This is a genomic window from Pseudomonas sp. TMW22090 (assembly GCF_022496665.1).
In the GTDB taxonomy this organism is placed as follows: Bacteria; Pseudomonadota; Gammaproteobacteria; order Pseudomonadales; family Pseudomonadaceae; genus Aquipseudomonas; species Aquipseudomonas gregormendelii.
Window position 1 is genome coordinate 557694 of sequence record NZ_SCFH01000002.1, and the last position, 15963, is coordinate 573656.

15 protein-coding genes are annotated in these 15963 nt (G+C 60.9%); 6 read left to right on the forward strand and 9 right to left on the reverse strand.

Annotated features, from left to right (window positions below; genetic code table 11):
* The first annotated feature begins 2 nt into the window (after nucleotides 1-2).
* The 5 genes from EQV97_RS08700 to EQV97_RS08720 all read left to right on the forward strand — a co-directional run bounded on the left by EQV97_RS08700 (nucleotide 3) and on the right by EQV97_RS08720 (nucleotide 3507).
* Entirely contained in the window at nucleotides 3-1496 is a 1494-nt protein-coding gene (locus EQV97_RS08700) for an RNA polymerase factor sigma-54 (RefSeq protein WP_045061454.1), read from the forward strand.
* 74 nt (nucleotides 1497-1570) lie between these two features.
* Complete coding sequence (raiA, locus tag EQV97_RS08705) at nucleotides 1571-1879, forward strand: ribosome-associated translation inhibitor RaiA (RefSeq protein ID WP_045061455.1); 309 nt, start codon at nucleotides 1571-1573, stop codon at nucleotides 1877-1879.
* Between the two features lie 12 nt (nucleotides 1880-1891).
* Entirely contained in the window at nucleotides 1892-2356 is a 465-nt protein-coding gene (gene ptsN, locus EQV97_RS08710) for a PTS IIA-like nitrogen regulatory protein PtsN (RefSeq protein ID WP_122837512.1), read from the forward strand.
* A gap of 2 nt (nucleotides 2357-2358) precedes the next feature.
* Nucleotides 2359-3216 carry an RNase adapter RapZ gene (gene rapZ, locus EQV97_RS08715; RefSeq protein WP_122837511.1) on the forward strand — a complete coding sequence of 286 codons (858 nt, stop codon included), beginning with the start codon at nucleotides 2359-2361 and terminating at the stop codon, nucleotides 3214-3216.
* Nucleotides 3217-3231: 15 nt separating this feature from the next.
* Nucleotides 3232-3507 (forward strand): HPr family phosphocarrier protein, encoded by a 276-nt coding sequence (locus EQV97_RS08720; protein ID WP_122837510.1) that lies wholly within the window; start codon nucleotides 3232-3234, stop codon nucleotides 3505-3507.
* Between the two features lie 80 nt (nucleotides 3508-3587).
* Here EQV97_RS08720 and EQV97_RS08725 read toward each other — a convergent pair whose 3' ends face one another.
* From EQV97_RS08725 to pmbA, 6 genes are all read right to left on the reverse strand, one after another.
* Entirely contained in the window at nucleotides 3588-4481 is an 894-nt protein-coding gene (locus EQV97_RS08725) for a ZIP family metal transporter (protein WP_122837509.1), read from the reverse strand.
* 30 nt (nucleotides 4482-4511) lie between these two features.
* A complete protein-coding gene (locus EQV97_RS08730; protein WP_240888824.1) occupies nucleotides 4512-5123 on the reverse strand; it encodes a superoxide dismutase in 612 nt (203 codons plus the stop codon).
* Between the two features lie 2 nt (nucleotides 5124-5125).
* Complete coding sequence (locus EQV97_RS08735) at nucleotides 5126-5566, reverse strand: hypothetical protein (RefSeq protein ID WP_122837507.1); 441 nt, start codon at nucleotides 5564-5566, stop codon at nucleotides 5126-5128.
* A gap of 27 nt (nucleotides 5567-5593) precedes the next feature.
* Nucleotides 5594-6970 (reverse strand): class II fumarate hydratase, encoded by a 1377-nt coding sequence (locus EQV97_RS08740; RefSeq protein ID WP_122837506.1) that lies wholly within the window; start codon nucleotides 6968-6970, stop codon nucleotides 5594-5596.
* On the reverse strand, nucleotides 6951-7358 hold the full coding sequence (locus EQV97_RS08745; protein WP_122837505.1) for a FagA protein: 408 nt from the start codon (nucleotides 7356-7358) through the stop codon (nucleotides 6951-6953). The genes EQV97_RS08740 and EQV97_RS08745 overlap by 20 nt, the downstream gene beginning before the upstream one ends.
* A 194-nt stretch (nucleotides 7359-7552) precedes the next feature.
* Nucleotides 7553-8899 carry a metalloprotease PmbA gene (gene pmbA, locus EQV97_RS08750; RefSeq protein WP_122837504.1) on the reverse strand — a complete coding sequence of 449 codons (1347 nt, stop codon included), beginning with the start codon at nucleotides 8897-8899 and terminating at the stop codon, nucleotides 7553-7555.
* Nucleotides 8900-9007: 108 nt separating this feature from the next.
* On the opposite strand from pmbA, the gene yjgA reads away from it, so the two are divergent.
* Nucleotides 9008-9532 (forward strand): ribosome biogenesis factor YjgA, encoded by a 525-nt coding sequence (gene yjgA / locus EQV97_RS08755; protein ID WP_045061465.1) that lies wholly within the window; start codon nucleotides 9008-9010, stop codon nucleotides 9530-9532.
* Nucleotides 9533-9641: 109 nt separating this feature from the next.
* On the opposite strand, the gene tldD is transcribed toward yjgA, so the two are convergent.
* The 3 genes from tldD to EQV97_RS08770 all read right to left on the reverse strand — a co-directional run bounded on the left by tldD (nucleotide 9642) and on the right by EQV97_RS08770 (nucleotide 15912).
* Entirely contained in the window at nucleotides 9642-11084 is a 1443-nt protein-coding gene (gene tldD / locus EQV97_RS08760) for a metalloprotease TldD (RefSeq protein WP_122837503.1), read from the reverse strand.
* Nucleotides 11085-11106: 22 nt separating this feature from the next.
* On the reverse strand, nucleotides 11107-11952 hold the full coding sequence (locus EQV97_RS08765; protein ID WP_122837502.1) for a carbon-nitrogen hydrolase family protein: 846 nt from the start codon (nucleotides 11950-11952) through the stop codon (nucleotides 11107-11109).
* A gap of 156 nt (nucleotides 11953-12108) precedes the next feature.
* Entirely contained in the window at nucleotides 12109-15912 is a 3804-nt protein-coding gene (locus EQV97_RS08770; protein WP_240888825.1) for a YhdP family protein, read from the reverse strand.
* Between the last annotated feature and the right edge of the window lie 51 nt (nucleotides 15913-15963).

Below are 15963 nucleotides of genomic sequence, written 5' to 3' on the forward strand. Positions count from 1 at the left end.
CCATGAAACCATCGCTAGTCTTGAGAATGGGCCAGCAGCTGACGATGACACCTCAGCTGCAACAGGCCATCCGCCTGCTCCAATTGTCGACCCTGGACCTGCAGCAGGAAATCCAGGAGGCGCTGGAGTCCAACCCGATGCTCGAACGCCAGGAAGATGGCGACGACTTCGACAATGCCGATCCCTTGGCCGACAAAGCCGAGCAGCAGCCCAACGCCGATGTTTCGGAGCCCTCCTATCAGGAGACCGCGCCAACGGTCGACAACCTTGAGGAAGGCGACTGGAACGAGCGCATTCCCAACGAGCTGCCGGTCGATACTGCATGGGAAGACGTTTACCAGACCAGCGCCAGCAGCCTGCCCAGCAACGATGATGACGAGTGGGACTTCACCACCCGCACGTCGGCCGGTGAAAGCCTGCAAAGCCACCTGCTGTGGCAGCTTAACCTCGCCCCGATGTCCGACACGGACCGCCTGATCGCCGTCACCCTGATCGACTGCATCAACAATCAGGGCTACCTGGACGAAACCCTCGAGGAAATCCTCGAAGCCTTCGACCCGGAGCTGGACATCGAGCTGGACGAAATCGAAGCCGTCCTGCACCGCATCCAGCAATTCGAACCGGCCGGTATTGCTGCCCGCAACCTCGGCGAATGCTTGTTGCTGCAATTGCGCCAGTTGCCCGCCAAGACGCTCTGGCTCGCAGAAGCCAAGCGCCTGGTCACGGACTACATCGACCTGCTGGGCAGCCGCGACTACAGCCAGCTGATGCGCCGCATGAAGCTCAAGGAAGATGAGCTGCGCCAGGTGATCGAACTGGTGCAGAGCCTCAACCCGCGCCCCGGCTCGCAGATCGAGTCCAGCGAGGCCGAATACGTGGTCCCGGACGTGATCGTGCGCAAGGACAACGAGCGTTGGCTGGTGGAACTCAATCAGGAGTCGGTGCCCAAATTGCGGGTCAACGCCCAGTACGCCGGTTTTGTGCGTCGCGCTGACACCAGCGCGGACAACACCTTCATGCGCAATCAGTTGCAGGAAGCCCGCTGGTTCATCAAGAGCCTGCAGAGCCGCAACGAAACCCTGATGAAAGTTGCCACCCAGATCGTCGAGCATCAACGGGGTTTTCTGGAGTACGGCGACGAAGCCATGAAGCCGTTGGTACTGCATGACATCGCCGAAGCCGTCGGCATGCACGAATCGACGATTTCCCGGGTGACCACGCAAAAATTCATGCATACCCCACGGGGTATTTATGAACTGAAATACTTTTTCTCCAGTCACGTCAGCACCTCGGAAGGCGGTGAATGCTCGTCCACGGCGATCCGCGCGATCATCAAAAAACTGGTTGCAGCGGAAAATCAGAAAAAGCCGTTGAGTGACAGCAAGATCGCTGGTTTACTGGAGGCACAAGGCATTCAGGTGGCTCGCCGCACCGTCGCCAAGTACCGCGAATCCCTTGGGATCGCGCCTTCGAGCGAACGCAAGCGGTTGATGTAAAGCCACGCCACAGCGTTCCAGTGGTAGATCATCGGATCTACCGCTTTATGCACTGGCAACGAAGGAGAAGCTGTATGCAAGTCAACATCAGTGGACACCAACTGGAAGTGACCGAACCCCTGCGCACCTACATCGGCGAAAAACTCGCCCGATTGGAAAGGCATTTCGACAAGATAACCAACGTGCAAGTCACGATGACCGTCGAGAAGCTGCTGCAGAAAATCGAAGCCACGCTGCATATCCCCGGCGGAGAAGTGGTCGCCAATGCCGAGCATACGGACATGTATGCCGCCATCGACCTGCTGACCGACAAGCTGGATCGCCAACTCAAAAAGCATAAGGAAAAGACCCAGAGCCTCCTCCAGGGCGCAACCGGTCGTTAACACTCCCAACCCATGATCCGACTTGAAAGCATCCTGACCCCCGGCCGTTCCCTCGTGAACGTGCCGGGCGGCAGTAAAAAGAAAGCCCTCGAACAAATTGCCAACCTAATCCATCGCGAAGTGCCGGATATGGAGATGCAAGATGTCTTTGAGGCCCTGATCGCCCGTGAAAAACTCGGCTCGACCGGTTTTGGCAACGGCATCGCCATCCCCCACTGTCGCCTCAAGGGCTGTGCCTCGCCGGTCAGCGCCCTGATGCACCTCGACGCCCCTATTGATTTCGACGCCATCGACGGTGCCCCGGTCGACCTGCTGTTCGTGTTGCTGGTCCCGGAAGCCGCCACCGATGCGCACCTGGAGCTTTTGCGCCAGATTGCCAGCATGCTTGATCGCAAGGAAGTTCGCGAAAAATTGCGCAGCGCCCCGAGCAATGAAGCCTTGTACCAGGTTGTCCTGGACGAGCAGAACGGTCATTAATCATGCGCTTGATCATTGTCAGCGGCCGCTCCGGCTCAGGTAAAAGTACCGCGCTCGATGTCCTTGAAGACAGCGGGTACTACTGCATCGACAACTTGCCCGCCGGGCTGTTGCCCGAGCTGGCCGAACGAGCACTGATCCACACCGAGCTCGCGCAACCGCTGGTGGCCGTGTCGATTGACGCGCGCAACCTGCCAAGCCACCTGTCCCGTTTTCCGGAATTGCTGGAGGAAGTGCGCAGCCGTCACATCAAGTGTGACGTGCTGTACCTGGACGCCGACGAAGAAACCCTGCTCAAGCGGTTTTCCGAAACCCGTCGCCGCCATCCGCTGAGCAATGCCAATCGCTCGCTCGCCGAGGCGATTCAGGACGAGTCCAATCTGCTGGGTCCGATTGCCGACCTGGCTGACCTCAAGGTCAACACCACCAACCTGAACCTGTACCAGCTGCGCGATACCATCAAGCTGCGGCTGTTGAACCAGCCTGAGCCTGGCACCGCGTTCCTGGTGGAGTCTTTTGGCTTCAAGCGGGGCATGCCTGTGGATGCCGACCTGGTGTTCGACGTGCGCTGCCTGCCCAACCCTTATTGGAAACCAGAGTTGCGCGAGCAGTCCGGGCTCGATCAACCGGTAGCCGACTACCTGGCCGCGCAACCGGACGTCGAGGAAATGTTCCAGGACATCTCCACCTACCTGCTCAAATGGCTTCCACGCTTTGCTGCCAGCAACCGCGCGTATGTCACCATAGCCATTGGCTGCACCGGCGGGCATCACCGCTCCGTCTACCTGACCGAACGTCTGGGCCAGGTTCTGCAACAATCCCTGAAGAACGTCCAGGTCCGCCACCGCGACCTCAGCTAAAGGATTCACATCGCGATGCCTGCTCTGGAAATTGAAATCATCAACAAGCTGGGCCTGCATGCCCGCGCTTCAGCAAAATTCGTCGGGGTTGCCGGGCAATTCAAGGACTGCACCATCAGGGTAGGACGCACGCCGGAAACCACGGTGGACGGCAAGAGCATCATGGCAATGATGATGCTGGCGGCTGGCAAGGGCACCAAGATCCATTTGAGTACCGAAGGCGAAGAGGCGGACGAAGCGCTGGATGCGCTGGTAGCGTTGATCAACAACTACTTCGACGAAGGCGAGTAAAGAACAAGGTCAAGATCAAAAGATCGCAGCCTGCGGCAGCTCTTGCAGGGAAAAACGAACCCTGTGCGATCTTTTGATTTTCAAGCCAACGCCGTATCCATCACCATCATCAAGCAAAACCCGATCAGCAACCCCAGGCTCGCCAGCTTGTCGTGACCATGACGTCGCGACTCGGGGATCACTTCGTGCGTAACCACCAGCAACATGGCCCCGGCCGCCAGTGCCAGCCCAAGCGGCAATAGCAGTTCGGCCAGGCTCACCAGCCACGCACACAGCAGCGCAAAAACCGGCTCAACCAACCCTGAAGCGGCACCGATCAGGAATGCCCTGACCCTCGACATCCCCGCCCCCGCCAACACCAGCGCAATCACCAGCCCTTCCGGCACATCCTGCAGCGCAATACCCATCGCCAGGCTATCGGCATCAGGCATGCCGCCCCCTGCTGACACGCCGACCGCCATGCCTTCGGGAATGTTATGGGCAATGATGGCAAACACGAACAGCCAGATCCTGGGCGCAATCGCCGGCCGCTCCTGCCCGCCTGCCAGCATTTCCGGGCAGGCCCCGGAGACCTTGCGGTCCACCAGATACAAACCCAAAGCGCCAAGCATGATGCCAAGGCTGATCAGGCCACTGGCGGCCCAAGGCTTGAGCCCGAGGCTCTGCGCGGCGGAGATCCCAGGCACGATCAGCGAAAACGCCGTCGCCGCCAACATGACCCCCGCGCCGAAACCTAACAGCGTATCGCTGACGGCTTGCGGCATGCGGCGAATCACCAGCACCGGCACCGCGCCCAGCGCCGTACCCAGTGCGCAGATCGCCCCACCCTGCAATGCACGCAGCAGTTTCGGTTCAAGATCCAGCCACGCCAGCCCTTGGGCGACCAGCAAGGACATACCCGCCAGCAATAACAGCGATCCGAATGCGTAACGAAACATCCGCCCACTTCCGATCGCCAGCGTTTCAGTGCCCATAATCAGCCTTGGTGGTTTTTCATTGAAGATTCAACCCAGGGCCGCTTTGTAGCGCGCCGCCACTTCAGGCCAGTTGATCACGTTGTAGAACGCGTTGATGTATTCCGGGCGGCGGTTCTGGTACTGCAGGTAGTAGGCGTGCTCCCACACGTCCAGGCCAAGGATGGGCGTGTTGCCATTCATGAGCGGACTGTCCTGATTGCCGCTGCTTTCCACTACCAGTTTTTTCTGCGGGGTCACACTCAGCCATGCCCAGCCACTGCCAAAACGGGTCAGCGCAGCCTTGGTGAACGCCTCCTTGAAACTGTCGAGCCCGCCCAGTTGCTCGTTGATTGCCTGGGCCAGCGCGCCGTCAGGGGCGCCGCCACCGTGCGGGGCCATGACTTCCCAAAACAGCGAATGGTTGGCATGGCCACCGCCCTGGTTGATAACGGCGGCACGCAGTTTTTCCGGCAGCTGCTGGACGGCCGCCACCAGTTTTTCCACGGTCCATTCGGCGAATTCGGTGCCTTCGACGGCGGCGTTCAGATTATTGATGTAGGTCTGGTGGTGCTTGGTGTAGTGGATCTCCATGGTCTTGGCATCAATGTGCGGTTCCAGGGCATCGTAGGCGTAGGGCAAGGCAGGCAGGGTAAAAGCCATGTTCAGTGAACTCCATGATGAAGAGGCGCAGGCCGGTTGGCAGTTGGAACGGCTTCGATGTGCAGCAGGCGGTGGGTCCGTGGGTATTCACCGTGTTCGCTGATGAAATTCAGCAGCTCGACATAGGTCTTGCTGCTCTGGCGCAGCGCCGCTTCGCGCAAGGCTGGCGCCAGTCGCATGTCCTGCATGGTCTGCAGCAACCGCTGGTGAATGGCACAAAGGTATTCGGCGCTCTCCTCCGGCTGATTGAGCCGCAGGTGCAGGTCTGCCAGGTTGTGATGGGAGATGACGCAGGCTGCTACCGCTTCGTCGGCATCCGCCCAGCGCTCGAACAACACCTGGGCCAGCGCCAATGCCTGCAAGTAAGCCTCGCGCGCATCGACCAGTTCGCCCTGCATGAAACAGCGATTTGCTCTTTCGATCGTGCGTTTCCAGTGCTCCATGGTGAGCCTCCAAAACGGTAGCGGTGGTTACACGCCGCCTGCAGTGAGCTTTACCGGGTCAAGCAAAAGCTCGAGCTGGCTGCGCGTCAGGTCAGTGTGTTCAAGGGCGACATCAATCACCGGGCGGCCTTGCTGATAGGCCTTCTTGGCGATTTCAGCGGCTTTCTGGTAGCCAATGATCGGGTTCAGGGCCGTGACCAGGATCGGGTTGCGCGACAGCGCTTCCTTGAGCCTGGCTTCGTTGACCTTGAAGCTGGCGATGGCTTTTTCACCCAGCAGATGGCTGGAATTGGCCAGCAATTCGATGCTGCTCAGCAGGTTCTGGGCGATGATCGGCAACATCACGTTGAGCTCGAAATTGCCCGACTGACCGGCGACGGTGATGACCGTGTCGTTGCCGATCACTTGAGCGGCAACCATGGCGGTGGCTTCCGGTATGACCGGATTGACTTTGCCCGGCATGATCGAAGAGCCCGGCTGAAGGGCCTCGAGTTCGATTTCACCGAGACCGGCCAAAGGGCCGGAGTTCATCCAGCGCAGGTCGTTGGCGATCTTCATCAAGGTCACGGCGGTGGCTTTCAACTGGCCGGAAACACTGACGGCCGTATCTTGCGAGCCGATAAGCGCAAACAGATCCTGGCCCGGGGTGAACTCCACCAGGGTCAACTTGCTCAACTGTTCGCTGAAACGTACCGCGAATTCGGGATGGGCGTTGACCCCGGTGCCCACCGCCGTGCCGCCTTGAGCCAGGGATTGCAGGCTCGGCAGCAAATCCTGCAGGTGCCCGACGTTCGCCTTGAGTTGCTGGGCCCAACCGTTGAGCACCTGGCTCATGCGCACCGGCATGGCATCCATCAGGTGCGTGCGACCGGTCTTGACGTGGTGATGAACCTCTTCGGCCTTGCGCTCGATCACCTGCACCAGGCGGGTCAATGCCGGCAACAATTGCTCGTGCAGCGCCAGGGCAGCGCTGACATGGATGGTAGTCGGGATGATGTCATTGCTGCTCTGGCCGCAGTTGACGTGGTCGTTTGGATTGACCGGCTCACCGAGCAGGCGGCTGGCCAGGGTGGCGAGCACTTCGTTGGCGTTCATGTTGGAACTGGTGCCCGAACCGGTCTGGAAGATATCCACCGGGAAGTGCTGCATGAAGTCGCCCTCGAGCAAGCCTTGCGCCGCATCGACAATGGCTTTGCCCTGCGACTCGCTGATCTGCTTGAGCTCGACATTGGCGCGGGCCGCTGCAGCTTTGGCGAGGATCAATGCACGGATGAACTGCACCGGCATCGGCTTGCCGCTGATGGGGAAGTTGTCCACTGCGCGCTGGGTTTGCGCGCCGTACAGGGCGTCTACCGGGACGTTCAATTCGCCCATGCTGTCGCGCTCAATACGTGTCTTGTTCATCAGAAAATCCTTGCACCAGTTCGTTTAGAGGAATGGAGGGCTGCAACTCGCAGGTGGCCAGTTGCCAGGTGTAGCGTTGCCAGCGCTTGAGGCGGCATTTGCACAAGGAGAGGCGCTCCAGGTCGCGCAGCGGACGCCAGGCCTGGTCAAGGCACAAGCTGCGCCAGTGCCAGGGCAGAGCGACGTCGGCGGCGGTATCCAGCAGCAAACGGAAAGAGGTTTCGGCGATGGTCCAGGGAGAAGTGGCCGTGCAACACGCCAGGTACCGGCCTTCGGCCAGGTAGTGCTCAATCAGGCGCGGCTCGTCAGGGTCCATTGCGCAACGGATCTGGCGACTCATCCAGCGCCAGCTTTCTTGATAGGGCTGCTCGTGCAAGGCAGAACTCATGATCCGGGCTCATTCGGTAATGAGACTTATTATTAGATGATAATGAGAACCAACACAACCCCGAGATTCCGGATAATCCCCCTATGGGAGCAAAGCGTGTTCCCACAGGCGTGCTTTACCTGCCGTGGTGTGCAGGCGAAAAAAAAGCACGCCATCCGGTTGGGTGGCGTGCCTTTAGTGTTGCAGCAAAAATATCAGCTGCCTGCGACGGTCATCCGCTCAATCAGCACCGACCCCGTGCGAATGTTGCTGCGCAGTTCCAGGTCATTACCCACGGCAACGATCTGCTTGAACATGTCGCGCATGTTGCCGGCGATGGTCACTTCCTGGACCGCAAACTGGATTTCGCCGTTTTCTACCCAGTAGCCCGCAGCACCGCGGGAATAGTCGCCAGTGACCATGTTCAGGCCCTGCCCCATCAACTCGGTTACCAGCAGGCCGCGCCCCATGCGGCGCAACAAGGCCGCCTGGTCTTCGTCGCCATGGGTGACGAACAGGTTGTGCACGCCGCCGGCGTTGGCGGTGCTCGGCATCCCCAGCTTGCGACCGGAATAGGTGCCAAGGATGTACGACACCAGCTCGCCCTTCTCGACGAACGGCTTGGCATAGGTCGCAAGGCCATCGCCGTCGAACGCCGAACTGCCCATGGCGCGCATCAGGTGTGGACGCTCATCGATGGTCAGCCATTGCGGAAACAGTTGCTGCCCCAAGGTGCCTTCCAAAAATGAAGATTTGCGATACAGGCTGCCGCCGGAGATCGCCGAAAGGAAACTGCCGAACAAGCCACCGGCAAGTTCGGCGGAGAACAGCACCGGCACTTCACATGTTGGCACCGGGCGCGCGCCCAACCGGCTGGCAGCCCGCTGCGCGGCACGCTGGCCAATGCTCACCGGGTCGGCCAGCAGATTGCCCTGGCGGTTGACGTCATACCAGTAATCGCGCTGCATCTGGCCATCGGCCTCGGCGATCATCACGCAGCTCAGGCTGTGGCGGGTCGATGCATAACCGCCAATGAACCCGTGGCTGTTGCCATAGACGCGGCAGCCCTGATGCGTGCTGAGGGTGGTGCCGTCGGCGTTCTTGATCCGGCTGTCGGCTGCAAACGCCGCCGCTTCACAGCTAAGGGCCATCTCGATGGCCTGCTCCGGGGTTATGTCCCACTGGTGGAACAGATCGAAATCCTTCAGGTCTTTGGCCATCAGCGCGGCATCTGCCAGGCCCGAGGCTTCGTCTTCGGACGTGTGCTTGGCAATTGCCAGCGCGGCGGCCACGGTTTCCCGGATTGCCTCCGGCCCACTGGCCGACGTGCTGGCCGAGCCTTTGCGCTGGCCAACGTACAAAGTGATGCCAAAGCCCTGATCGCGGTTGAACTCAACAGTCTCGACCTCACGCTGGCGCACCGAAGTCGACAGGCCCTGCTCCAGGGATACTGCTACTTCACAGGCACTGGCGCCCTGGCGCTTGGCTTCAGCAATGATCTGCTCGACCTGTTCCTGCAGTGCCGGCAACGCTTGCGGGCCGACGCTTTCAACTGCACTCATGCTGTTCTCCACTCAAATTCTGCTTTCGGCGAGGGTCATCGAGCGACCGGGCCGGACAAGCGGCCCCCGACTGGTTATCATGGCGGCGTTTCTTTGCGGACGGCCACCATGGTTGATTCTTACGACGACTCCCTCGATACGGGAGAAAAAAGCAAATCCCAGGTTAAACGCGAGCTGCATGCTCTGGTTGACCTTGGCGAGCGCCTTACAACACTCAAGCCTGACTTGCTGGCAAAACTGCCGTTGACCGACGCCATGCGCCGGGCACTGGCCGATGCGCCCAAGCACACCGCGAATATCGCGCGTAAACGGCACCTGATGTTCATCGGCAAACTGATGCGCGACCAGGACACTGACGCCATTCTTGTTCTGCTCGATCAACTCGATGCCTCCACCCGGCAGTACAACGAACGTTTCCATGGCCTGGAACGCTGGCGCGATCGCTTGATCGCGGGCGACGATGCGGTCCTGGAGAAGTTCGTGCTCGACTACCCGGAAGCTGATCGCCAGCAGTTGCGCTCCCTGATCCGTCAGGCCCAGCACGAACTGGCGACCAACAAGCCGCCGGCATCGAGCCGTAAAATCTTCAAGTACATCCGTGAGCTGGACGAGACTCAACGCGGTTTGCGTTAAGTAGCGCCCAAACCCTCCGAGGTAGGAGCTGGCGAAGACTGCGATCTTTTGATCTTGTAAAAGCAAAAGATCGCCGCCTGCGGCAGCTCCTGCACGGAACACGTGTTCCTCAGGATCCTGTGCCACCCACAGTGATCGCATCAATCTTCAGCGTTGGCTGGCCGACACCGACCGGCACCGACTGCCCATCCTTGCCACAGGTCCCTACACCGCTGTCCAGCGACAGGTCGTTGCCGACCATCGACACCTTGCTCATCGCCTCCGGCCCGTTACCGATCAGGGTTGCGCCTTTGACCGGCGCGGTAATCTTCCCATCCTCGATCAGGTACGCCTCGCTGGTGGAGAACACAAACTTGCCACTGGTGATGTCGACCTGGCCACCGCCGAGGTTGGCGCAGTAGATGCCGCGTTTCACCGAGGCAATGATCTCCTGCGGATCACTCTCGCCTGCCAGCATGTAGGTATTGGTCATGCGCGGCATCGGCAGGTGCGCATAAGATTCGCGACGACCGTTGCCGGTGCGGGCCACACCCATCAGCCGGGCGTTGAGCTTGTCCTGCATATAGCCTTTGAGCACGCCGTTTTCGATCAGGGTGGTGCACTCGGTCGGAGTGCCTTCATCGTCGACGCTCAGCGAGCCGCGACGACCGGCCAGCGTGCCGTCATCAACGATGGTGCACAGCTTGGAGGCAACCATCTCGCCCATGCGTCCGCTGTAGGCGGAGCTGCCCTTGCGATTGAAGTCGCCTTCCAGGCCGTGACCAACCGCCTCGTGCAGCAACACACCGGACCAGCCCGAGCCCAGTACGACCGGCAAGGTGCCGGCCGGTGCCGGAATGGCTTCCAGGTTCACCAGCGCCTGACGCAGCGCTTCGCGGGCGTAGCCCATGGCGCGGTCATCACTGAGGAAATAACGGTAGTCGGTACGACCGCCGCCGCCATGGCCACCGCGCTCGCGGCGACCGTTCTGCTCGACGATCACGCTGACGTTGAAGCGCACCAGTGGACGCACATCCGCTGCCAGGCTGCCGTCGGTGGAAGCCACCAGAATGCGCTCCCACACACCGGCCATGCTCACGGTGACTTGCTGGATGCGCGGATCGAGAGCACGGGTTGCGACGTCGATGCGCTTGAGCAACTCGACTTTCTCGGCACGGCTCAGCACTTCCAGCGGGTTATCCGGCCCGTACAACTGGGCGACGTCCTGGGTAGTGAAGGCCTGCACGCTGCCATTCTGGCCGGCACGGGAGATCGAACGCGCGGCACGGGCCGCGGCGCCCAGGGCTTCGAGGGTGATGGCGTTGCTGTAGGCAAAGCCGGTTTTTTCACCGGACTGCGCGCGCACGCCGACGCCCTGGTCGAGGTTGAAACTGCCTTCCTTGACGATGCCGTCTTCCAGCGCCCAGGACTCGGAGATCTGTCCCTGGAAGTACAGGTCGGCGGCATCGATGCCCGGGCCGGCGAGATCGCCGAGCACACCTTGCAGGCTCTCGATGGTGACGCCGCCAGGTGCCAGGAGGTGTTCACTGACTGAGGACAACAACTCGCTCATATGCTTTGCGCCTTAAATTCGTTCATTGCGAGGCAGGTCGCTGTGCGCCCTGCGAGAAAAAGCGCCGGTGACTGGACACCGGCATCCGCGCCCTGATGGACGCCTGTTCGCTGCTATCGCGTTCGGCCAGCAGCACGGCCTCGCCTTGATCCTGCCGGGCCAGCACCCGCCCCCAAGGATCGATGATGGCGGCGTGCCCCCAGGTTTCGCGCGGTCCCGGATGAGTTCCACCCTGGGCGGCCGCGAGCACGTAACACTGTGTCTCGATGGCCCGTGCGCGAATCAGCACCTCCCAATGCGCCGCGCCCGTGACCGCCGTGAAGGCTGAAGGTGCGGTAATCAACTCCGCGCCGGCAGCCCGCAATTCGCTGTACAGTTCGGGGAAACGCAGGTCATAACACACCGTCAGGCCGACCCGGCCGACGGGTGTATCCGCTACCACGACACCACTGCCATAAGCATAGTCATCGGATTCGCGATAACGCCCGCGGTTGTCTGCCACATCCACATCGAACAAGTGCAGCTTGTCGTAGCGCGCCACCGTCTCGCCCTGGTCATTGACCAGCAACGAGCAGGCGTGCACCTTGGCCGTCGGCTGATCCACCGGCGGCAGCGGCAATGTGCCGGCCACTATCCATAACTTGAGGTCGAGGGCAGTCTGTTTCAACCATGGCAGGATCGGACCTTCGCCCAACGCCTCGGCGCGCCCGATGTCAGCGATATCACGGCGGCCCATGGCGGCAAAGTTTTCCGGCAGCACGGCGAGGCGCGCGCCAGCTGCGGCGGCCTCTTCGAGCAAGCGGCGGGCCTGGGCCAGATTGGCCGGCACATCGCTTTGGCTGACCATTTGAATCACCGCAAATGACATGACGTATTCCTATCGTGAAATCGAAACATACCCCGTAGGAGCTGCCGAAGGCTGCGATCTTTTGATCTTGACGATTTTGAAATCAACGTCAAAAGATCGTAGCCTGCGGCAGCTCCTACAGGGGCCATGCTACTCCATCGAGCCTGGCTGATGATTTCAAAAAGGCTTGTCGAAAGTGATTTTCGGTTCTTTCCACGGCCCCTTGACGGTGTACTTGACGCTGGCGAAACGCGCCACGCGGTCGCCGATCAACTTGTCGATCAGGAACAGCGCGCCTCCGATGGCCGGTGCGCCGACAATCAGCGCGGCAATTGGCAGGTTATTGGTCACCGGCAAGGTCACCAGCAACTTGGCATCGACCTTGTCGCCCACCAGGTCCAGGGTGCCATTCAACTCGATGTTGCTCGATGGGCCAGTCATCAGGATCGGCTCGCGGGTGACGTAGACCCCGTCACTTGCGACCAGCAGTCCCTTGACCCGATCGTAGCTCAAGCCTTTGCCGAACAGGTCGGAAAAGTCCAGGCGCAGGCGCCGGCCGATGGAGTTGAAGTTCAGCAGGCCAAATACCCGCAATGCCTGGGCGCCGCCATCAACTTCGACGAACTGGCCTTTATTCAGCGACGCATCGAGGCTGCCGGAGAAGCGCTTGGTGGCCAGCCAGGCTGGCGAACCGGGCCAGCGACCGTCGACGTCCATGTGAAAGTTTTCACTGGTGACACTCGGCGCGAATCCCCAACCCTTCAGTACGTCGGCGAGATTCTTGCCGCTGATCCGGCCCTTGTACCAGCTGCTCGATGCGCCCGGTGTGCCTTCCCAGCCACCGCTGCCTTGCAGCAGGATGCCCTTGAGGCCCAGGTCCAGGGTGTTGAGGGCAATGCCTTTGGCCGTGGGGCGGACCTTCAGCGACCAGGCGCCAACCAGGTCCTTGCCCTGGTACAGCTGGTTGATCATGACATCCAGCGCCGGAATCTTTGTCGGGTCCACGGTGGCCAGCGGATCCGGCGAATTCTCATCGGCGAGGACCGTCGGATCGGGCGCTGGCAACTTCACGTACTGCAGGTTGATGGCAATCGGCGCACCTTTGGCGTCAGGGATGGCGACCGTGCCCTTGACCTGTTGGCTGTCGAGCTGCAGGGCCCACGAGGCCGGCCTGCGGTTCAACTGCACCGATGCCTGATCCAGGGTCGTACCCATGGCGGTGAGCTTGCCGATCTTCAGGTCGGCGCTGCTGAGCAACTGCTTGGCACTGCCGCCAGGATCCTGGCCGGCATATTTGTCTGCCAGGTCCTTCCAGGGCCCGACGTCCAGTTCCGGTAGCGAACCGCGCACTCGCAGGCCCTTGGCACCCGGCACGACGGCCTGTCCGCCACCTAGCAGCAGTTCGCCACGACCTTCGGCGAAATTGCTGACGGGTGCTTCATAGGTGAAGTTCGCCAGCTCGCCGTAATTGACCCAGTAACGCCGATCCTCACCCTGCAGGGTCATGCGGAACGTGGTGTCGCGCCCCACATCCGCTGCCATCCCAAACGGCGCAGGCAGATCGATGGCAACGCCCTTGAGATTGGAGCTGACCAGTAACTGGCTGTCGGCTCCGCCAAGGTTGAGCTGCAGTTGATAGGGAATCACGCCGGTGACCGGCAACGGCTGCGTCACGCTTAACCAATCGGTAAGTTTTTTCACCTCGACCTGACCCGATGCCGTCACCCGGGTTTTCAGATCGCCGGCACTGCCATCGGCAAAGATCTGCGCGGAGACCGGCTTATCAAAGGCCCGTGCCGTGATGTTCTGACCGCTAAGGCCTTTGGTGCTGTCGAAACGGAAATCACCCTTGAGCTGGGTCAATTCCAGTGCCGGTTCGCTCAATTTCAGGCGCGACTTGGCGGTCTTGAAGTCGACCAGGATTTTCGGTAGCTCGCCCTTGGCCAGCGCAATATCCAGCTTCAGCTTGCCCTGCAGGTCGCCCTCGCCTTCCCAGCCGGCAAAGGTCTGCGCGGTACCGATCGGCGCGGTCTGGAGAATTTTCAGGCCATCGCCCAGGCCCCCGGCAAAAGCGCCGTCGAGCAGCAGGTGACTGCTTTTGCCGGCAGCCGCATGGGGAATTTCGACGTAGATATCGCGAACCTGGGTGTCGAGCAACTGCCCTTTGCTGGCAAGAATCCGCACCCCGCTGTCCTCGATGAACACATCGCCACTGACCTTGCTGACATGCGGCCAGCCTGGCTGGAAGGCCAGTTCTGCGTCATGAACCTTGAAGAACAGGCTGATGCTGCGATCCGCTTCTGCAGCGCCGTGGGCCAGCGAGCCCTGGTACTGGAAGAAACCTTCGTCTACCGCGCCCTTGAGAATCGCGGTGCGCAGCCATTCGTCCAGCGCCGGGCTCAATACGGTCGGCAGGTACTTGGCAGTGTATTTACCATCACCGTCCACCAGGCCGACCCGCAGGTCCATGTAGTCTTCCTGGGAATGATCGAAATGCAGGCGGATCAGGAAGTCGCCGGCAATCTTGCCCTCCTCGCCCAACACCTTCAGGTAGGGCGCGGTCAGGGTGAAGGCTTCTTTATCAATTTTCCAGGTCAGCTTGGCGTTGGCCTGGAGGTACTGCCAGGGCTTGGCGAAGATCGGGTCCAGGTGCAGGGAAAAGTCCTTGCTGTCCATGCGCAACTCGCCCTGCCCCAGGTCGCCACTGATACTGCCACTGACATTTCGCGCCGCCGGTGCACCGTGATAGGCATTGAAGCCTACCCGGTCGAGGTTGGCGGCAAAGCTGATTTTGCTGTCGTCCGTGGCCGCTGGCCGGAAGTCGAGCAGTACATTACGCAGGCTACCAGTCACTTTAAGTCGCTCGACCGCCGTGGCGACGCCTTCAGGCAAGGGGCCCAGCGCATTCAACAGCGGCGTGAGCGGCGTAAGGTCGAGGCGATCGGCCTGCAGGTGCCACAGTTCCGGGGTGTTATCACTGGCCCCGCTCTGCTTGAGTTGCAGTCGCGATTCCCAACGGGTTTCGCCGAAGTTCATGGCCAAGGAGTCCAGCGTGACCAGCGCACCCGCGGCGTCACGCTGGAAATAGGCGTTGAGTGCCAGGTTGCTGATCTGGATCGGCTTGCGCTCGGCGTAGGCACCTTTGATTTGCGGCGCGTTCAGACGCACGGCCGCGCTCTGCAGCGCGCCCTTGCTCCAGTTTACCCACAGCTCGCCGCCGGCCTTGATCTCGGTGAAATTCCAGTGTTGGGTCAGACGCTCTGGCAGCCACTTCGACCAGTCACTTTGCGGCAGGCTGAGATAGGCGTCCGCCGCACCGTTCTTCCAGTCGCGGGCCTGCAGACGAGTGCGCAGGCTCAGGGCCAATGGCTGGCCATCCGGCAATGTCAGCCGGGCATCGAGCCGCTGTCGGGAGCTGCCGGTCTTGAGGCTCATGCCGACATACGTCAGGGTAAGCGGCACATGATCCAGCGGCTGCAAGGTCACCTGGCTCTCAAGGACCGAAAGCTGCTGGACCATCTGCATACGATTTAGCAGTTGCTCAGGGTCCAGCGGCTGATCCTGCTGGACGGGCAATCCTTCCAGCGCCCAATGGCCATCCTCGCCTTCCTTGAGGCTGATCTTCAGGCCGTTGAGTTCGAGATGGGCCAGGCGCACTTCGCGGGCCAGCAGGCTGGCCAAGATATCCGGCACAGCGCGCACCTGGTCCAGGCGCAGAGCGTTTGCTCCTTCGCCGAGCATCACGTCATGGGCCAGCAGGATCGGCGCAAATTCGCTCCAGTTACCTTCCAGTTCACCGATGTGCAGCGGCATACCCAACGCGGCGCTGGCCTTGGCCTCGACCTCGGCCCGGTATTCGGCCACCAGCGGCGTCAGTTCCCGCCCAAGGCTGACGTAGAGCGCCATCAGCACCAAAGCCAACGCGCACAGGCCCAGACCCCAGCGGGTCAGTGCGGCCAAAATGCGTGTCAGACGGTCCATGTCAGTTGGCTCCCATGGCGTTAAAACTGCAGAAAGCTGAGGCCAGCTGTT